Consider the following 21,522-nt stretch of genomic DNA (forward strand, 5'->3'; position numbering starts at 1 on the left):
GCTGCTACGGAGGAAAGGTGGGCGTGCGGTGAGTGCGTCGTACGAGAAGGTCGTCGAGGCGTTGCGGCGGTCGGTGGCCGAGGCCGGCGAGTTGAAGAAGCGCAACCGCCAGCTGCTCGGCGCGTCCCGGGAGCCGATCGCGATCGTCGGGATGGCCTGTCGGCTGCCGGGCGGGGTGGCCGGGCCGGCAGACCTGTGGCGGCTGGTGTCCGAGGGCCGCGACGCGGTGTCGGGGTTCCCGGACGACCGTGGCTGGGACCTGGACAACCTGTTCGACCCCGACCCCGACCACGCGGGCACCTCGTACGTCAGCCGGGGCGGTTTCCTGCACGAGGCGGGGCTGTTCGACGCCGGGTTCTTCGGCATCTCACCGCGTGAGGCGCTGGCCATGGATCCGCAGCAGCGGTTGCTGTTGGAGGCCTCCTGGGAGGCCTTCGAGAACGCCGCCGTCGACCCGACCGCGCTGAAGGGCGCCGACGTCGGCGTCTTCGTCGGCACCGCCCCGCAGGGTTACGGGTCCGGTCCGATCGGGCCGGAGATGCAGAGCTTCGCGGGGACCGGGGTGGCGTCGAGCGTCGCCTCGGGCCGGGTGTCGTACGTGTTCGGTTTCGAGGGGCCGGCGGTGACCGTGGACACCGCCTGCTCGTCGTCGCTGGTGGCGATGCACCTGGCGGCGCAGGCGCTGCGGCAGGGCGAGTGCACGATGGCGCTGGCCGGCGGGGTGATGGTGATGTCCAGCCCCAACTCCTTCGTGGTGTTCTCCCGGCAGCGGGGGTTGGCGGCGGATGGGCGGTGTAAGGCGTTTGCGGAGGGTGCGGATGGGATGGGGTTGGCGGAGGGGGTGGGGGTGGTGGTGTTGGAGCGGTTGTCGGTGGCGCGGGAGCGTGGTCATCGGGTGTTGGCGGTGTTGCGGGGTAGTGCGGTGAATCAGGATGGTGCGTCGAACGGGTTGACGGCGCCGAATGGTCCGTCGCAGCAGCGGGTGATCCGGGCGGCGTTGGCGAATGCCGGGCTGTCACCGTCCGAGGTGGACCTGGTCGAGGGCCACGGCACCGGGACGTCCCTCGGCGATCCGATCGAGGCGCAGGCGTTGCTTGCCACCTACGGCCAGGACCGGGAGCCCGGGAGGCCGTTGTGGTTGGGGTCGTTGAAGTCGAACGTGGGTCACGCCCAGGCCGCCGCCGGGGTGGCCAGCGTGATCAAGGTGGTACAGGCGCTGCGGCACGGGGTGCTGCCGCCCACCCTGCACGTCGACGCCCCCAGCACCGGGGTGGACTGGTCCGAGGGCGCGGTGGAGCTGCTGACCGGGGCCCGTCCGTGGCCCCGCGACGGGCATCCGCGTCGCGCCGGTGTGTCGTCGTTCGGGGTCAGCGGGACCAACGCGCACCTGATCATCGAGGAGGCACCCGAGGAGGTGCCCGCCACTGACGGGGTGCCGGCCGACGGGGTGCCGGCCGACGGGGTGGTGCCGCTGGTGGTGACGGCGCGCAGCGCGGCGGCGTTGGCCGGGCAGGCGGAGCGGCTGGCCGGGTTCCTCGCGACGACCCGGTCGCCGCTCACCGGGGTGGCCGCCACGTTGGCCGCCGGCCGGGCCGTGCTGGACGACCGCGCCGTCGTGGTGGCCGGTTCGACCGAGGAGGCACTGACCAGGCTCGGCGCCCTCGCCCGGGGGGAGGACACCGCCGGGGTGGTGACCGGCAGCGCCCGCGCGCCAGGGAAGCTGGTGTGGGTGTTCCCGGGCCAGGGTTCGCAGTGGGTCGGGATGGGCCGCGAGTTGCTGGACTCCTCACCGGTGTTCGCCGCCCGGATCGCCGACTGCGCCACCGCCCTGGCCCCGTGGATCGACTGGTCGCTGGAGCAGGTGCTGCGTGGCGAGGCCGATCCCGAGCTGACCGACCGGGTCGACGTGCTCCAGCCGGCCAGCTTCGCCCTGATGGTCGGCCTGGCCGCGGTCTGGACGTCGGCCGGCGTACGGCCCGACGCCGTGCTGGGCCACTCGCAGGGTGAGATCGCGGCGGCCTGCGTGGCGGGGGCGCTGTCGCTCGACGACGCCGCCCGGGTGGTGGCGCTGCGCAGCCGGGCCATCGCCTCGACGCTGTCGGGAAAGGGCGGCATGGCGACCGTGGCGCTCGGCGAGGACGACGCCGTCGCCCGGCTGGCGCCGTGGGCCGACCGGGTCGAGGTGGCGGCGGTGAACGGCCCGACGTCGGTGGTGGTCGCCGGGGACGCCGAGGCCCTGGACGAGGCGCTGGCGTCGCTGGCGGGCCAGGACGTCGGGGTACGGCGGGTGGCGGTGGACTACGCGTCGCACTCGCGGCACGTGGCGGACCTCCGGGAAACGCTTGCCGAAGCGCTGGCCGGGATCACGGCGCAGGCGCCGGCGGTGCCCTTCTACTCGACCGTGACGGGTGAATGGATCACCGACGCCGGGGTGCTGGACGGGAACTACTGGTACCGGAACCTGCGCCACCAGGTCCGGTTCGCCCCGGCGGTGGCCGAGCTGCTCGACCGGCGGTTCCGGATCTTCCTGGAGGTCAGCGCGCACCCGGTGCTGGTCCAGCCGGTCAACGAGATCGTGGACGACGCCGACGTGCTGGTCACCGGCTCGCTGCGCCGCGACGACGGCGGTCCGCGCCGGATGCTCGTCTCGCTTGCCGAACTGTTCGTCCGGGGCGTACCTGTGGACTGGACCCCGTGGCTGCCGGCCTCGGCGTCGGCCCGGGCGGAGCTGCCGACCTATGCCTTCGACCACCGGCACTACTGGCTCCGGTCGGCCGACACGGCGACCGACGCGACGGCGCTCGGCCAGTCCGCGCCGGATCACCCGCTGTTGAGCGCGGTGGTGCGGTTGCCCCAGTCCGACGGGGTGGTCTTCACGTCGCAGCTCTCGGTGCGGTCGCATCCGTGGCTGGGCGACCACGCGATAGGTGGCGTGGTGCTCTTCCCCGGCACCGGCCTGGTGGAGTTGGCCCTGCGGGCCGGCGACGAGGTGGGCTGCCCGGTGCTCGACGAACTCGTGACGGAGACGCCGCTCGTGGTTCCCGAACACGGCGGGGTGCGGGTCCAGGTCGCTGTGGGCGGACCGGACGACGACGGCGTACGCCAGGTGGACGTGTACTCGCAGCGCGGGGAGGCCGCCGACGGGTGGACCCGGCACGCCACGGGTTCGTTGTCGGCACGGCCGGGCGACAGCGGCGACCGGTTCGACTTCACGGCGTGGCCGCCCCCGGGCGCGCAGCGGGTCGAGGTCGGCGACTTCTACGCCGACCTGGTCGAGCGGGGTTACGGCTACGGTCCCGCGTTCCAGGGAGTGCGGACTGTGTGGCGGCGGGGCGACGAGGTGTTCGCCGAGGTCGCCCTGCCCGAGGAGCACCGCGCCGAGGCCGCCGGCTACGGCCTGCACCCGGCGCTGCTGGACGCGGCCCTGCAGACCGGCACCGTCGCCGCCGCGGCGGACGAGCCGCAGGGGCAACCCGGGCGGTCGGTGATGCCGTTCGCCTGGAACGGTCTCGTGCTGCACGCGGTGGGCGCGGCGGCGCTGCGGGTCCGGGTCACCACCGGCGGACCGGACACGATGGTCGTCGAGGCCGCCGACCAGACCGGCGGACCGGTCCTGACGATGGACTCGTTGGTGTTGCGCGCGGTCTCCACCGACCAGGTGGACCCGGCCGGGACCGATGCCCTGTTCCAGGTCGACTGGACCGCGCTCGCCACTGTCGCCGGGCAGCCCTCGCCGTCCTGGGTGGCGGTGGACGGCCCCGACGATGTGGCCGCCCTGACCGAGGTGCCCGACGCGGTGGTGGTGACGGCGGTCGGTGCCGGCGACGCGCTGGCCGTGACCTCGCGGGTCCTGGCGGTCGTGCAGGCCTGGCTGGCGGCGGGCGAGCGGGACGAGTCGCGGCTCGTGGTGGCCACCCGGGGCGCGATGCCCGCCGGTGACGGCGGGGTGACCGACCCGGCGGCGTCGGCGGTGTGGGGTCTGGTGCGGGCCGCCCAGGTCGAGAACCCGGACCGGATCGTGCTGCTGGACGCCGATCCCGCCACTCCCGACGGACCGGAGGCGGTGCTTGGCGCGGTGCTGGGCAGCGGCGAGCCGCAGGTGGCGGTACGCGGGTCGACGCTGGCCGTGCCGCGCCTCGCCCGCGTCCCCCGGGGCGCCGGCTCCCCGTCCGGGTTCGGCCCGGAGTCGACAGTGCTGATCTCGGGGGCCGGCACGTTGGGTGCTCTCGCGGCCCGGCACCTGGTCGCCGGCCACGGGGTGCGGCGGCTGGTGCTGGCCAGCCGGCGGGGCCACGCCGCCGACGGGGTGGCCGAGCTGGTCACCGAGCTGACCGCGCAGGGCGTCGAGGTGTCGGTGTGGGCCGGTGACCTGTCCGACCGGGATCAGGTCGCCGCCCTGCTGGCGCAGGAGCGTCCGACCGCCGTCGTGCACACGGCGGGGGTGTTCGACGCCGGGGTGGTCGGGGCGTTGACCCCGGAGAAGCTGGCCCGGGTGTTCGCCCCGAAGGTCGACGCGGTACGCCACCTGGACGAGCTGACCCGTGACCTCGCCCTCGACGCGTTCGTCGTCTACTCGTCCGCCTCGTCGATCTTCATGGGCGCGGGCAGCGGCGGCTACGCGGCGGCCAACGCCTACCTGGACGGCCTGATGGCCCAGCGCCGGGCGGCGGGTCTGCCCGGGTTGTCGCTGGCCTGGGGGCCGTGGCAGCAGCTCACCGGGATGGCGGACACCATCGACGACGTCACCCTGGACCGGATGAGCCGGCGTGAGGGGCGCGGCGGCGTACGCGGTCTCGGGTCCTCGGACGGCATGGCGCTGTTCGATGCCGCCCTGGCGTCCGGGCCGGCGCTGCTGGTGCCGGTCCGGCTGGACCTGCGGGAGGTCCGGGCCGACGCCGCTGCCGGTGGGGGCGTACCGCCTCTGTTGCGGGGACTGGTCCGGGTGGGGCGGCAGTCGGCGCGGGCGGCGGCCGGCGGGGACGGCGGGCTGGCCCGTCGACTCGCCGAACTCGCCCCGGCCGACCAGGAGACGCTGCTGCTGGAGCTGGTACGGACCCAGGTCGCGGTGGTGCTCGGGCACGCCGAGGCGGGGGCCGTCCGGGCGGACGCGGCGTTCAAGGACGCCGGGTTCGACTCGCTCACCTCGGTGGAGCTGCGTAACCGGCTCCGCGAGGCGACCGGTCTGAAGCTGCCGGCCACCCTGGTCTTCGACTACCCGAACGCGCAGGCCCTGGCCCGCCACCTGCGGGCCGAGATCGCCGTCGAGGAGGTGTCGCCGGTCGACTCCGTCCTGGCCGACCTCGCCGGCCTGGACTCGGCGATCGGTGCCGTGGCCGGCGACGACGAGGCCCGCGACCGGATCACCGCGCGCCTGCGGGAGCTGCTCGACACGGCCGAGGCGGCGGCCGATCCGGGGCCGTCCGACGACGACCTCGACACCGCCAGCGACGAGGAGCTCTTCGCGCTCGTCGACCGTTTCGCCTGACCACCGCACGACCCGCAGACCGGCAATCGGACACGGACATCCCCGGGGAGCTGAGTTTCCATGGCTGACGAGGTGCAACTCCGCGACTACCTCAAGCGGGCCATCGGCGACGCCCGCGACGCCCGCAGGCGGCTGCGCGAGGTCGAGGACCAGGCACGGGAGCCGATCGCGATCGTCGGGATGGCCTGCCGGTACCCGGGCGGGGTGACCTCGCCGGACGACCTCTGGCGGGTGGTGGTGGACGGGGTCGACGCGGTCGCCGGTTTCCCCACCGACCGGGGCTGGGACCTCGACGTCCTGTTCGATCCGGATCCCGACCGGCCGGGCACCTCCACCACCAGCCGGGGCGGTTTCCTCTCCGACGCCGGCCTGTTCGACGCCGGATTCTTCGGGATCTCACCCCGCGAGGCGCTGGCGATGGACCCCCAGCAGCGGCTGCTGCTGGAGGCGTCCTGGGAGGCGATGGAACGGGCGGGCGTGGACCCCTCGTCGTGGCGCGGCACCGACGTCGGCGTGTTCACCGGGTTGTCCAGTCAGGGCTACGGGGCCGGCTCCGGTCGCCCGGTCGCGCCGGAGCTGGAGGGGTTCGCCGGCACCGGTGCCGCGCCGTGCATCGCCACCGGCCGGGTGTCGTACGTGTGCGGTTTCGAGGGGCCGGCGGTGACCGTGGACACCGGCTGTTCGTCGTCGCTGGTGGCGATGCACCTGGCCGTGCAGGCGCTGCGGCAGGGCGAGTGTTCGGCGGCGCTGGCCGGCGGCGCGATGGTGATGGCCCAGCCCGGTTCCTTCCTGTCCTTTTCCCGGCAGCGGGGGTTGGCGGCGGATGGGCGGTGTAAGGCGTTTGCGGAGGGTGCGGATGGGATGGGGTTGGCGGAGGGGGTGGGGGTGGTGGTGTTGGAGCGGTTGTCGGTGGCGCGGGAGCGTGGTCATCGGGTGTTGGCGGTGTTGCGGGGTAGTGCGGTGAATCAGGATGGTGCGTCGAACGGGTTGACGGCGCCGAATGGTCCGTCGCAGCAGCGGGTGATCCGGGCGGCGTTGGCGAATGCCGGGCTGTCACCGTCCGAGGTGGACCTGGTCGAGGGGCACGGCACGGGCACGGTGCTGGGTGACCCGATCGAGGCGCAGGCGCTGCTTGCCACCTACGGTCAGGGCCGGGAACCGGGGCAGCCGTTGTGGCTGGGCTCGGTGAAGTCGAACATCGGGCACACCCAGGCGGCGGCCGGGGTGGCCGGCGTGATCAAGGTGGTGCAGGCGCTTCGGCACGGGGTGCTGCCGCCCACCCTGCACGTACAGCAGCCCAGCACCGAGGTCGACTGGTCGGCGGGTGCGGTGGAGCTGTTGACCGGGGCCCGGCAGTGGCCGCGCGGTGACCGGCCACGTCGCGCCGGGGTGTCGTCGTTCGGGATCAGCGGGACCAACGCGCACCTGATCATCGAGGAGGCACCGGAGGAAGCACCCGAGGAGGCGTCCGAGGCACCCGATGCCGAGGTGTCGGCGCCCGGGGTGGTGCCGCTGGTGGTGACGGCGCGCAGCGCCGGGTCGTTGACCGGCCAGGCCGCCCGGCTCGCGTCGTACCTGGAGTCGGCCCCGGTGCCGCTGGTGGAGGTGGCCGGCGCGCTGCTCTCGCACCGGACCCTTTTCGACGAGCGCGCCGTGGTGGTCGCGGGTTCGGCCGGGGAGGCGTCGGCCGGGCTGGCCGCGTTGGCCCGGGGCGAGACCGCCCCCGGTGTGCTGACCGGTGCGGGCCCGGCGGGCAAGGTCGTGTGGGTGTTCCCCGGTCAGGGGACCCAGTGGGTCGGGATGGGCCGGGAACTGCTCGACTCGTCCCCCGTCTTCGCCGCGCGGATCGCCGAGGTCGACGCCGCGTTGACGCCGTGGATCGACTGGTCGCTGATCGACGTGCTGCGCGGTGACGCGGATCCGGGACTGACCGATCGGGTCGACGTGCTCCAGCCGGCCAGCTTCGCGGTCATGCTCGGGCTGGCGGCGGTGTGGGCGTCGGTGGGTGTGCTGCCCGACGCGGTCGTCGGCCACTCCCAGGGCGAGATCGCCGCGGCCTGCACGGCCGGCGCGCTCTCCCTCGCGGACGCCGCACGGGTGGTGGCGCTGCGCAGCCAGGCCATCGCCGCGAAGCTGTCCGGCCGGGGCGGGATGGCCTCGGTCGCGCTCGGCGAGGAGGACGTCCTCGCCCGGTTGCGGCCCTGGGCGGACCGGGTCGAGGTGGCCGCGGTGAACAGCCCGTCGTCGCTGGTGATCGCCGGGGACGCCGAGGCGTTGGACGAGGCGCTGGAGGCGCTGGCCGGGCAGCAGGTCCGGGTACGGCGGGTGGCGGTGGACTACGCCTCGCACAGCCGGCACGTGGAGGACATCCGCGACGCCCTCGCCGACACGCTGGCCGGGATCACCGCACAGGCCCCGACGGTGCCGTTCCACTCGACGGTGACGGGGGAGTGGATCCGCGACGCCGGGGTGACCGACGGCGACTACTGGTACGAGAACCTGCGCCGACGGGTCGGGTTCGGGCCGGCGGTGGCCGACCTGGTCGCGCAGGGCTACCGGGTGTTCGTCGAGGTGAGCGCCCACCCGGTGCTGGTCCAGCCGATCAGCGAGATCGTCGACGACACCGACGTCGTGGTGACGGGCACGCTGCGGCGCGACGACGGCGGGACGCGCCGCCTGCTCACCTCGATGGCCGAGCTGTTCGTCAGGGGCGTACCGGTCGACTGGACCGGGGTCCTGCCGCCCGTCGCCGGGCACGTCGACCTGCCGACCTACGCCTTCGACAGGCAGCACTTCTGGCTCCGGCCCGAGGAGTCCGCGACCGACGCGGCGTCGCTCGGTCAGTGGGCGACGGAGCACCCGCTGCTGGGGGCGACGGTCCCGCTGCCCCGCTCCGACGGCCGGGTGTTCACCGCGCGGCTGTCGCTACGGTCGCATTCCTGGCTGGCCGACCACGTCGTCGGCGGGGTGGTGCTGCTGCCCGGCAGCGCGCTTGTGGAGTTGGCGGTGCGGGCCGGCGACGAGGTGGGGTGCCCGGCGCTCGACGAGCTCGTCACCGAGTCGCCGCTGGTGCTGCCCGAGCACGGCGGGGTCCGGGTGCAGGTGTCCCTGGGCGGGCCGGCGGACGACGGCACCCGGACGGTGGAGGTGCACTCGCTGCCCGACGGCGTCGACGACGGGTGGACCCGGCACGCCCGGGGCACGCTGTCCGCCGCGTCGCCGCCGGCCCCGGAGTTCGACTTCGCCACCTGGCCGCCGATCGGTGCGCGGCAGGTCGACCCGGCGGACCGCTACCCCGACCTGTCCGCACGTGGGTACGTCCACGGCCCCGCCTTCCAGGGGCTGCGCGCGGTGTGGCAGCGGGGCGAGGAGGTGTTCGCCGAGGTCGCCCTGCCGGACGAGGTGGCCACGGAGGCGGCCGGCTTCGGGATCCATCCCGCGCTGCTGGACGCGGCCCTGCACGCCACTCTGCCCACCGCCGACGGCGACCCCGACGAACTGCGGCTACCGCTGGACTGGGCCGGGCTGGCGCTGCACGCGGCCGGCGCCTCGGCGCTGCGGGTACGGCTGGTGCCCGGCGCGGCCGGTGTCGTCTCGCTGGCGGCGGCCGACGGGACCGGCAGCCCGGTGCTGACGGCCGAGTCGGTCGTGCACCGTCCGGTCACCGTCGCCGGGCTCGCCGCCGCCACGACGCCGCAGGACGCGTTGTTCCGGGTGGAGTGGACCGGCCTGACCGCCCCGGCGGCGACATCGGCCGACGCCCGGCCCGACGTCGAGGTGCTGGAGGTGGCCGGTGGAGCCGACACGCTGGCCGTGACCTCGCACGCGTTGGCGGCGCTCCAGGACTGGCTGGGCCGGGCGGAGCAGGCGCGACTGCTTGTGGTGATGCGGGGGGCGGTGCCGGTTGGCGACGGGGCGGTGGTCGACCCGAGCGCGGCGGCGGTGTGGGGGCTGATGCGTTCCGCCCAGGCCGAGAACCCCGACCGGATCGTCCTGCTGGACCTCGACGCCGACGGTGCCGCGGAGCAGGTCCTGGGGCCGGTGCTGGCGAGCGGGGAACCGGAGGTCGCCGTCCGCGCGGGGAACCTCCTCGTCCCGCGCCTGGCCCGCGCCGACACGTCCGCGTCGCAGACCCCCGCCGACGCGCCCGCGTCGCAGGCTCCCGCCGACGCGCCCGCGTCGCAGGCTCCCGCCGGATTCGGTCCACACGGGACGGTGCTGGTGTCCGGTGCGGGTGTGCTCGGGGTGTTGACGGCCCGGCACCTGGTGGCCCGGCACGGCGTACGACGTCTGGTGCTGGCCAGCCGGCGGGGACCGGACGCCGAGGGCATGGCGGACCTGGTCGTGGAGCTGACCGGGCAGGGCGCCGAGGTGTCTGTCGTCGCCTGCGACCTGTCCCGCCGCGACGACGTGGCGGCCCTGCTCGCACAGCACCGCCCGACCGGGATCGTGCACACCGCCGGCGTGCTGGACGACGGGGTGGTCGAGGCGTTGACCCCGCAGCGGTTGGCGCGGGTGTTCGCCCCCAAGGTGGACGCGGTACGGCATCTCGACGAACTGACCCGGGGCACGGACCTCGACGCGTTCGTGGTGTTCTCCTCCGGCTCGGGGGTGTTCGGCTCGCCCGGCCAGGGCAACTACGCGGCGGCGAACGCCTTCCTGGACGCCACGACGGCGAACCGTCGGGCGGCCGGGCTGCCCGGCTTGTCGCTGGCGTGGGGCCTGTGGGAGCAGGCCACCGGGATGACCTCGCACCTCGGCGGAGCCGACCAGGCCCGGATGAGTCGGGGTGGCGTGCGGCCGATCACCGCGGCGGAGGGTGTCGACCTGTTCGACGCCGCGCTCGCCGCCGGGCAGGCGTTGCTGGTGCCGGTCAAACTCGACCTCCGCCAGCTGCGTGCCGGCGGTGTGGTGCCACACCTGCTGCGCGGCCTGGTCCGGCCCGGACGGCAGCAGGCGCGGCGGGCGGCCGACGGCGACGGCGGGCTGGCCCGGCGGCTCGCCGGACTCGCTCCGGCGGAGCAGGAGGCGGTGCTGTTGGACCTGGTGCGTGCCCAGGTCGCGGTGGTGCTCGGTTACTCCGGCGCGGCGGCGGTCCGGGCGGACGGGGCGTTCAAGGACGCCGGGTTCGACTCGTTGACGTCGGTGGAGCTGCGTAACCGGCTGCGGGACGCGACAGGCCTGAAACTGCCCGCCACGATGGCGTTCGACTATCCCACCCCGTACGCCCTCGCCCGGCACCTGCGCGACGAACTGGGCACCGGTGGTGACGCACTCACCCGGGTCACGGCCAGGATCGAGGAGGTCGAGTCGCTGATTGGCGAGCTGACGCTCGACGAGTCGACGAGATCCGCCCTCACGCTCCGCCTGCAGGGGCTGGTCGCCAGGTGCACAGGGGTCCGTGGGCAGGGCGAGGTCGCCTCGGTGGCGGAGCAACTCGAATCCGCCTCCGCCGACGACGTCCTCGACTTCATCGACGCGGAACTCGGACTCACCTGACCTCGGTGCGCGCCGCCGGACCCCATCGACACCTTCGTGAGGACAGACGACAATGGCCACTGACGAGAAGCTCCTGCAGTACCTCAAGCGCGTCACCGCCGAGCTGCACACCCTGCGGCAGCGGGGTTCCGGGCACGCCGACGAGCCGTTGGCCGTCGTGGGCATGGCGTGCCGGTTCCCCGGTGGGGTGTCCTCGCCGGAGGAGCTGTGGCGGCTGGTGGCCGACGGGGTGGACGCCCTCTCCGACTTCCCCGAGGACCGGGGTTGGCCCCTGGAGGGCCTGTTCGACCCGGACCCGGACCGCCCCGGCACCTCGTACACCAGTCAGGGTGGTTTCCTGACGGGCGCCGGGCAGTTCGACGCCGGCCTCTTCGGGATCTCCCCCCGGGAGGCGCTGGCGATGGACCCGCAGCACCGACTGCTGCTGGAGACGTCGTGGGAGGCGCTGGAGGACGCCGGGGTCGATCCGACGTCGATGCACGGCACCGACGTCGGGGTGTTCTCCGGGGTGTTCACCCAGGGCTACGGGGCCGGGTCGATCACGCCGGAGCTGGAGGCCTTCGCCGGCACCGGGTCGGCGTCGAGCGTCGCGTCCGGCCGGGTGTCGTACACCTTCGGGTTCGAGGGGCCGGCGGTCACCATCGACACCGCCTGTTCGTCGTCGCTGGTGGCGATCCACCTGGCCGCGCAGTCGCTGCGGCTGGGGGAGTGCTCGATGGCGCTGGCCGGCGGGGCGACCGTGATGCCGACACCCGGCACGTTCGTGGCGTTCTCCCGGCAGCGGGTGCTCGCCGCCGACGGGCGGAGCAAGGCGTTCGCCGCCGCCGCGGACGGCACCGGTTGGTCCGAGGGTGTCGGTGTGGTGGTGCTGGAACGGCTGTCGGTGGCCCGGGAGCGTGGCCACCGGATCCTGGCCGTACTGCGGGGCAGCGCGGTGAACCAGGACGGCGCCTCGAACGGGTTGACCGCGCCGAACGGCCCGTCGCAACAGCGGGTGATCCGCAAGGCGCTGGCCGGGGCCGGGCTGACCCCGGCGGAGGTGGACGCCGTGGAGGCCCACGGGACGGGTACCGCGCTCGGCGACCCGATCGAGGCCCAGGCCCTGATCGCGACCTACGGCCAGGGCCGCAAACCGGGCCGCCCGCTGTGGCTGGGATCCGTCAAGTCCAACATCGGGCACACCCAGGCGGCGGCGGGCGTGGCCGGCGTGATCAAGATGGTGCAGGCGCTGCGGCACGGCGTGCTGCCGCCCACGCTGCACGTGGACGAGCCCACGCCGCAGGTCGACTGGTCCGCCGGCGCGGTCGAGCTGTTGACCGGGGCGCGCGACTGGCCGCGCGACGGCCAACCGCGCCGCGCCGGGGTCTCCGCCTTCGGGATCAGCGGCACCAACGCGCACGTGATCCTCGAAGAGGCCCCCGCCGCCGACGTCGCGACGGCCCCGGCGGAGGCGCCCACCGGGCTGGTGCCGCTTGTCGTGTCGGCGGGCAGCGCCGCCTCGCTGACCGCGCAGGCGGATCGGCTGGCCGCCTTCCTCGCCGGCACCGAGCTGCCGCTGGCCCGGGTGGCGACGGCCCTGCTGACCGAGCGGGCGGTGCTCGGTGAGCGCGCCGTGCTGGTGGCGGACACCACCGCGCAGGCGGTCGCCGGGCTGCGCGCGCTGGCCGGCGGCGAGGCCGCCCCCGAGGTGGTGACCGGTTCGGTTACGCCCGGCCGGGTCGTGCTGGTCTTCCCGGGGCAGGGCGCGCAGCGGCCCGGCATGGGCCGTGAGCTGTACGACAGGTATCCGGTGTTCGCGCAGGCGCTGGACGAGGTCTGCGCGCACCTCGACGCGTGTCTGGCCGGCTGGATCGACCACCCGGTGCGCGACGTCGTGCTGGACCGGCTGCCGCGCAGCGGTGACCTGCTGAACCAGACGGTGTTCACCCAGGCCGGCCTGTTCGCGCTGGAGAGCGCGCTGTTCCGGCTGGTCACCTCGTGGGGGGTGCGGCCGGACCTGGTGATCGGGCACTCGATCGGCGAGCTCACCGCCGCGTACGCCGCCGGGGTGTTGTCGCTCGCCGACGCGGCCCGGGTGGTCGCGGCACGCGGCCGGCTCATGCAGGCGTTGCCGCCGGGCGGGGTGATGGTCGCGGTGGCCGCGAGCGAGGCGGAGGTCGCCGACCTCCTCGACGAACGGGTGGAGCTCGCCGCGGTCAACGGCCCGTCCTCCGTGGTGCTCTCCGGCGACCACGACGCCACCCTCGCCGCGGCGGACCGGCTGCGCGAGCGGGGCCACAAGACGAAGCAGCTAGTCGTCTCGCACGCGTTCCACGCCCACCAGATGGAGCCGATGCTGGCCGGGTTCGCCGCCGAGATCGCCGGGGTGACCTGGCATCAGCCGACGATCCCGGTGGTGTCGAACGTGACAGGCCGGCTGGCGGAGCCGGGCGAACTCGCGGACCCGGGGTACTGGTCGGCGCACGTACGCCGGCCGGTCCGGTTCGCCGACGGGATCGCCGCCGCGCTGGCGTACGGCGGCGACCTGTTCGTGGAACTCGGGCCGGGCGCGACGCTGACCGCGATGGTGGCGGAGACCGCCGCCGCGACGGACGCCGAGGTCAGGTGCGTCCCGGCGCTGCGCGACGGCCGCCCGGAGGACCGGACGCTGCTGACCGCGCTTGCCGAGTTGTTCGTCCGGGGCGTCCCGGTCGACTGGGCCGGCCTGCTGCCGCCGGTGACCGGGCACGTCGACCTGCCGACGTACGCCTTCGATCAGCGGAACTACTGGCTGCCGCCCGGCGGGGCCGGGGCGGACGCGACGTCGTTGGGGCAGTCCGCCGTCGACCACCCGCTGTTGGGTGCGGTGGTACGCCTGCCGCAGTCCGACGGGCTGGTGTTCACGTCGCTGCTGTCGCTGCGGTCGCACCCGTGGCTGGCCGACCACGCGATCGGTGGCCGGGTGCTGGTGGCCGGGACCGGCCTGGTCGAGTTGGCGGTCCGCGCGGGCGACGAGGTCGGGTGCCCGGTGCTCGACGAGCTGGTCATCGAGACGCCGATGCGCGTCCCGGAGCGCGGCGGGGTGCGGGTGCTGGTCGCCGTGGGCGCCGCCGGGGACGGCGGGACCCGCCCGGTGGACGTGTACTCGCAGCGCGACGACGATGCCGACGAGTGGACCCGGCACGCCACGGGCCTGCTGTCGGTCGGGCCGGCGGCGCGGCCCGCCGGGTTCGACTTCACCGCCTGGCCGCCGCCGGGCGCCCAGCCGGTCGAGACGGGCGGTGTCTACGCCGACCTGGCCGAGCGGGGCTACGCGTACGGCCCGACGTTCCAGGGGCTGCGGTCGGTGTGGCGGCGGGGCGAGGAGGTGTTCGCCGAGGTCGCGTTGCCGGCGGAGACCGGCACCGGGTCGGGCGGCTTCGGCATCCACCCCGGGTTGTTGGACTCCGCCCTGCACGCCGGCATGCTCGGCACCGCGGCGGCGGAGGATGCCGGCCCGCCGGTGCTGCCGTTCGCCTGGAACGGGATGGTGCTGCACGCCGCCGGCGCGTCGGCGCTGCGGGTGCGGATCACCTCCGCAGGCCCCGGCGCCATCGCGGTGGAGGCGGCGGACCCGACGGGTGCCCCGGTGCTGTCGGTGGATTCGTTGGTGTCCCGGCCGGTGTCGGTCGACCAGCGGGACGCCGGCCCGTCCCGCGACTCGTTGTTCCGGGTGGAGTGGACCGCGCTGCCGGCGGTCGCCGGGGAACCCGTGCCGTCGTGGGCGTCGGTGGCGACCGTCGACGACGTGGTGGCCCTGGTCGACGACCCGCCGGCGGTGGTGGTGTTCGAGGCGGTCGGCGCGGACGACGCGCTGGCCGTGACCGCGCGGGCGCTCGACGTCCTCCAGGTGTGGCTGGACGCCGGTCCGCAGGAGTCGCGGCTGGTGGTGGTGACCCGGGGTGCGGTGCCCGCCGGTGACGGCGGGGTGGCCGACGCCGCCGCGGCGGCGGTCTGGGGGCTGGTGCGGTCGGCGCAGGCCGAGAACCCGGACCGGATCGTGCTGCTGGATCTCGACCCCGACGACACCGTCGAGCAGGCGCTGGGGCCGGTGCTGGCGGCGGGTGAACCGCAGGTCGCGGTGCGGGGCACCGGGCTCTCGGTACCCCGGCTGGCCCGGGTGGCGGCCCCGTCGGACGCCGCGACGACCGGCTTCGACGGGCCGGGGCCGGTCCTGGTCACCGGCGGCACCGGGTCGTTGGGCGCGCTTGTCGCGCGGCACCTGGTGTCAGGACACGGGGTGCGGCGGCTGGTCCTGGTCAGCCGGCGTGGTCCGGCCGCCGACGGTGCGCAGGAGCTGGCCGCCGAGCTGACCGGGCAGGGCGCCGTGGTCTCGGTCGTCGCCTGTGACGTGTCGGACCGCGACCAGGTGGCGGCGCTGCTGGCCGCGCACCGGCCGACGGCCGTGGTGCACACCGCGGGTGTGTTGGACGACGGCGTGATCGGGGCGTTGACCGCCGACCGGTTGGCCACCGTGTTCGCCCCCAAGGTGGACGCGGTCCGGCACCTCGACGAGCTCACCCGGGGGCTGGACCTCGACGCGTTCGTGGTGTTCTCGTCCGCGTCCGGGGTGTTCGGCTCCGCCGGGCAGGGCAACTACGCGGCGGCGAACGCTTTCCTGGACGCCACGGTCGCCCGCCGCCGCGCGGCCGGCCTGCCGGCGGTGTCGCTGGCGTGGGGCCTGTGGGAGCAGACCGACGGGATGACCGCCCACCTGGGCGAGGCCGACCAGGCACGGGCCAGCCGTGGTGGCGTCCTGGCGATCGGGCCAGCCGAGGGGATGGCCCTGTTCGACGCGGCCGTGCGCACCGACCAGGCGCTGCTGGTGCCGGTCAAGCTGGACCTGCGGGCGACCCGGGCGACCGTGCCGTACCTGCTGCGCGGCCTGGTCCGGCCGACCCGGCAGCAGGCCCGCGCGGCGGCGGCCGGGGACCAGGACCTGGTCCGCAGGCTGGCCGGTCTCGACCCGGCCGCGCAGGAGGCGCTGCTGCTGCACCTGGTACGCGGTCAGGTCGCGTTCGTGCTCGGGCACGCCGGCGCGGACGCGGTGCGCCCGGACACGGCGTTCAAGGACGCCGGATTCGACTCGCTGACCTCAGTCGAACTGCGCAACCGGCTGCGGGAGGCGACCGGGCTGAAACTGCCGGCGACCCTGGTCTTCGACTACCCGAACCCGGTCGCCCTCGCCCGCTACCTGCACGGGGTGCTGGGCGAGCGGGTGGCCGGCACGCCCACCCCGGTCGCCGCCGTGGCGGACCCGGACGAGCCGATCGCGATCGTGGGCATGGCCTGTCGGCTGCCCGGCGGGGTGACCAGCCCGGACGACCTGTGGCGGCTGGTACGCGACGGCCGCGAGGGCGTGTCGCCCTTCCCCACCGACCGGGGCTGGGACCTGGCGGACCTGTTCGACCCGGACCCCGACAACCGGGGCACCTCCACCACCAGCCGGGGCGGCTTCCTCGCCGACGCCGGCCTGTTCGACGCCGGGTTCTTCGGGATCTCGCCCCGGGAGGCGTTGGCCATGGACCCGCAGCAGCGGCTGCTGCTGGAGGTGTCGTGGGAGGCCCTGGAGGGCGTCGGCATCGACCCGACCTCGCTGCGGGGCAGCGACGTCGGCGTCTTCACCGGGATCTCCGCCCAGGGCTACGGGATCGGGGTGCCCGCGCCCGAGCTGGAGGGCTTCGCGAGCACGGCCGGGGCGGCGAGCGTGGCGTCCGGCCGGGTGTCGTACGTGTTCGGCTTCGAGGGGCCGGCTGTCACCATCGACACGGCGTGTTCGTCCTCGCTGGTGGCGATGCATCTCGGTGCGCAGGCGCTGCGGCAGGGTGAGTGTTCGATGGCGCTGGCCGGCGGGGCGACCGTGATGGCGACGCCGGGCACCTTCGTGGCGTTCTCCCGGCAGCGTGGTCTGGCCGGTGACGGCCGGTGCAAGTCGTACGCGGACGGCGCGGACGGCACCGGCTGGGCCGAGGGCGCCGGCGTGGTGGTGCTGGAGCGGCTGTCTGTGGCGCGGGAACGCGGTCACCGGGTGCTGGCCGTGCTGCGGGGCAGCGCGGTGAACCAGGACGGCGCGTCCAACGGGTTGACCGCGCCGAACGGACCCTCGCAGCAGCGGGTGATCCGCCGTGCCCTGGCCAGCGCCGGTCTCGACCCGGCCGACGTGGACGTGGTGGAGGGGCACGGGACCGGGACGGCACTGGGGGACCCGATCGAGGTGCAGGCCCTGCTGACCACGTACGGACAGGACCGGTCGCCCGACCGTCCGCTGTGGTTGGGTTCGATCAAGTCGAACATCGGCCACGCGCAGTCGGCGGCGGGCGTCGCCGGTGTGATCAAGATGGTGCAGGCGCTACGGCACGACCTCATCCCCCCGACGCTGCACGTGGACGCCCCCACCTCCCAGGTGGACTGGTCCGGGGGAGGGGTGGAGCTGCTGACCCGGGCACAGGAGTGGCCGCGCGACGGTCACCCGCGCCGGGCGGGGGTGTCGTCGTTCGGGATCAGCGGGACGAACGCGCATCTGATCATCGAGGAGGCGCCGCCCGAGCCGGCCCCGCCGGTGGCCGCCGCGCCGCCGGCCGGTGTGCTGCCGTTGGTGGTGTCGGCGCGCAGTGCCGGCTCGCTGGCCGGGCAGGCCCGCCGGTTGGCCGGCGTCGTCGAGGACGCCGACGGGGCGTCGTTGGCGGCGGTGGCGCGGGCGTTGGTGTCCGGGCGGGCCGTGTTCGGGGAGCGGGCCGTCGTGGTGGCGGGGTCCGCCGAGGAGGCGTTGACCGGCCTGCGGGCGCTGGCGCACGGCGAGAGCGCCCCCGACCTGGTGGTCGGCCGGACGACCACCTCGGGACCGCCCGGAAAGCTGGTCTGGGTCTTCCCGGGCCAGGGGGCGCAGTGGGTGGGCATGGGGCGGGAGTTGCTGGACTCGTCGCCGGTGTTCGCCGAGCGGGTCACCGAGTGCGCCGCCGCGCTGGCGCCCTGGGTCGACTGGTCCCTGCCGGAGGTGCTGCGGGGGGAGTGCGATCCCGCGTTGATGGAGCGGGTCGACGTGCTCCAGCCCGCGAGCTTCGCGGTGATGGTCGGGCTGGCGGCGGTGTGGTCCTCGGTCGGGGTGTTCCCCGACGCGGTGCTGGGCCATTCCCAGGGCGAGATCGCCGCGGCATGCGTGGCGGGTGCGTTGTCGCTTCAGGACGCGGCCCGGGTGGTGGCGCTGCGCAGCCGGGCCATCGCCACGGAGCTGTCCGGACGCGGTGGCATGGCCTCGGTCGCCCTGGGCGGGGAGGAGGTCGCCGCGCGGCTCGCACCGTGGGCCGGGCGGGTCGAGGTGGCCGCGGTCAACGGTCCCGGATCGGTGGTGGTCGCCGGCGACGCCGAGGCGTTGGACGAGGCGCTCGACGCGTTGTCCGCCGACGGCGTGCGGGTGCGCCGGATCGCTGTGGACTACGCCTCGCACAGCCGGCAGGTGGAACGCATCCGGGACACCCTCGCCGACGCGCTGGCGGGGATCCGCGCGCAGGCGCCGGTGGTGCCGTTCCGCTCGACGGTGACCGGCGAGTGGATCTCCGCCGCCGGGGTCGTCGACGGCGGCTACTGGTTCCGCAACCTGCGCCACCAGGTGGGTTTCGGTGCCGCCGTGGCCGAGCTGGTCGACCAGGGGCACCGGGTCTTCGTGGAGGTGAGCGCGCACCCGGTGCTGGTCCAGCCGATCACCGAAAGCACCGACGACACCGACGCGGTGGTCGTCGGGTCGTTGCGGCGCGGTGAGGGCGGACTGCGCCGGCTGCTCACCTCGATGGCCGAGTTGTACGTCCGCGGTGTCGCGGTGGACTTCGGCGGCGTGCTGCCCACCCCGACCGGCCGCGTCGACCTGCCGACCTACGCCTTCGACCACCAGCACTACTGGCTGCACGCGACCGAGCCCGCCACCGACGCCGTCTCGTTGGGGCTGGCCGGCACCGACCATCCGATGCTCGGCGCGGTGGTCCGGCTGCCGCAGTCCGACGGCCTGGTGGTCACCGCCCGCCTCTCGTTGCGTACCCACCCCTGGCTGGCCGACCACGCCGTCCGGGACGTGGTCGTGGTGCCCGGTGCCGGACTGGTCGAGCTGGCCGTCCGCGCCGGGGACGAGGCCGGCTGCGCGGTGCTCGACGAGTTGGTGATCGAGGCGCCGCTCGTGATCCCCCCGCACGGTGGGGTCCGGCTACAGGTCGCCGTCGGCGGGCCGGACCACCACGGCACCCGTACCGTCGAGGTGTTCTCCCAGCGTGAGGACGTCGACGGCGGCGCGGACAGTTGGACGCGGCATGCCACAGGTGTGCTCGCGGTGGACGCGCCGCGGGGGCACGGCGGCGGGTTCGACTTCACCGCCTGGCCGCCCCCCGGCGCGCAGCCGCTGGACATCGGCGAGGGCTACCGCCGGCTCGCCGAGGTGGGCTACGGGTACGGCACGACGTTCCAGGCCGTCCGGGCGGTGTGGCGGCGGGGCGAGGAGGTCTTCGCCGAGGTGGCGCTCCCCGAGGAGCACCGGGCGGAGGCCGGCAGGTTCGGCATCCACCCGGCGTTGCTGGACGCGGCCCTGCACTCGACCCTCGTCGGTGCCGTGTCCGCCGCCGACGCGTCGGGCGGGCAGGAACTGTCGTTGCCGTTCGCCTGGAACGGGCTGCGACTGCACGCGGCCGGCGCCGCGGTGCTGCGGGTACGGGTCACCAGCCCCGGGCCGGACGCGATGGCGCTGGAAGCCGCGGACGAGGCCGGTGGCCTGGTCGTGACGATGGAGTCGCTCGTGGGTCGGCCGGTGTCCGACGCGCAGTTGGCGGCCGCCGCGGCGGGAACCGCGCCCGCCGACTCGCTGTTCCGGTTGGAGTGGGTCGGGCTGCCCCCGGTCCGGGTGGAGTCGGCACCGTCCTGGCTTCCCGTCGCGGACGCCGAAGCGGTGGCCGACCTGGCCGACGACGTGTTGTCGGGGACGGTGGACGCCCCGGCGGTGGTGGTCCTGGAAGCCGTCGGCGGCACCGACGTGCTGGGGCTGACCACCCGGGTGCTGGACGTGGTCCAGTGCTGGCTCGACGGCGGCGGGTTCGAGGAGTCGCGGTTGGTGGTCGCGACCCGGGGCGCGGTGCCCGCCGGGGACGGTGCGGTGACCGATCCCGCCGGCGCGGCGGTGTGGGGCCTGGTACGGGCCGCGCAGGCGGAGAACCCCGACCGGATCGTCCTGGTCGACCTCGACCCGGCCGGCGGGGAGGCGACGGAGTCGAGGTGGGGTGCGGTGCTGGCCTCCGGTGAGCCGCAGGTGGCGGTGCGCGGCGCGGCGCTGTCGGTGCCGCGCCTCATCCGGGCCACCGGCGCGGTGCCGGCGGCCGGGAAGGTGTTCGGCCCGGACGCGACGGTGCTGGTCACCGGTGGCACCGGGGCGTTGGGCGCCCTCGCGGCCCGGCACCTGGTCACCCGGCACGGGGTGCGACGGCTGGTGCTGGCCAGTCGGCGTGGTCCGGCCGCCGAGGGCGCGACCGCGCTGGTCGCCGAGCTCACCGGGCAGGGTGCCGAGGTGGCGGTGGTCGCCGCCGATCTGTCCGACCGGGATCAGGTGGCGGCCCTGCTGGCCCAGCACCCCCCGACCGCGGTGGTGCACACCGCCGGTGTCGCGGACGCCGGGGTGATCGGCACGGTCACCCCGGACCGGTTGGCGGAGGTCTTCGCGCCGAAGGTGGAGGCGGTGCGGCATCTGGACGAGTTGACGCGGGGGCTGCCGTTGACGGCGTTCGTCGTGTACTCGTCGGTGTCGTCGGTGTTCATGGGTGCCGGTAGTGGTAGTTACGCGGCGGCGAACGCGTTCCTGGACGGGTTGGTGGCGCAGCGTCGGTCGCTGGGCCTGCCGGGGTTGTCGTTGGCGTGGGGCCTGTGGGAGCAGACCACCGGCATGGCGGCCGGCACCGACGAGCTCGCCAGGTCCCGGATGACCAGGCGTGGCGGGCTCCTGTCGCTGACCCCTGCGGAGGGCATGGAGCTCTTCGACGCCGCCGTCGGGTCCGGGCAGGCGCTGCTGGTGCCCGCGAAGTTGGACCTGCGCGGCGTACGCGCCGACGCCTCGACCGGCGGCGCGGTGCCGCACCTGCTGCGTGGCCTGGTCCGGGCCGGTCGACAGCAGGCGCGTGGCGCGACCGGCGACGAGGCCGGGCAGATCGCCGAGCGGCTGGCCGGACTGCCGGCCGCCGAGCGGGCCGGGATCCTACTGGATCTGGTGCGGGCCCAGGTGGCCGCGGTGCTGGGCTACCGGGCCGGCCACCACGTCGAGGCCGACCAGGGACTGTTCGAGGTCGGCTTCGACTCGCTCACCGCCATCGAGCTGCGCAACCGGCTGCGCGACCTCACCGACCGCAAGATCGCCGCCAATCTCGTCTTCACCCATCCGACACCGGAACGGATCGCCGCCCACCTGTACGAGCTGATGTACGGCGACCGGGCGGACGTCCCGGCGGCGATCTCCGTCTGAGAGAGGGTGACGACGTGTTCGACGTGGACGGCTACCTGCG

General features: G+C 75.0%; 2 protein-coding genes and 1 pseudogene. All 3 read left to right on the forward strand.

Translation table 11 applies throughout. The features are described 5' to 3' along the window. Nucleotides 1-43 precede the first annotated feature (43 nt). Nucleotides 44-5,485, forward strand: a pseudogene (locus AC0AIB_RS04810) (type I polyketide synthase); the annotation flags it as partial. A gap of 72 nt (nt 5,486-5,557) precedes the next feature. Next, nucleotides 5,558-10,984: a type I polyketide synthase gene (locus tag AC0AIB_RS04815; RefSeq protein WP_465096105.1), complete on the forward strand. Its 5,427-nt coding sequence runs from the start codon at nt 5,558-5,560 to the stop codon at nt 10,982-10,984. Between the two features lie 52 nt (nt 10,985-11,036). Beyond that, on the forward strand, nt 11,037-21,482 hold the full coding sequence (locus AC0AIB_RS04820; RefSeq protein ID WP_465096099.1) for an SDR family NAD(P)-dependent oxidoreductase: 10,446 nt from the start codon (nt 11,037-11,039) through the stop codon (nt 21,480-21,482). The last annotated feature ends 40 nt before the right edge of the window (nt 21,483-21,522 follow it).

Source organism: Micromonospora sp. DSM 43699 (assembly GCF_055517075.1).

Bases quoted from the DNA above. Each gene is read 5' to 3' on its own strand.
- AC0AIB_RS04820 (WP_465096099.1), top strand. From the start codon at position 11,037: ATGGCCACTGACGAGAAGCTCCTGCAGTACCTCAAGCGCGTCACCGCC.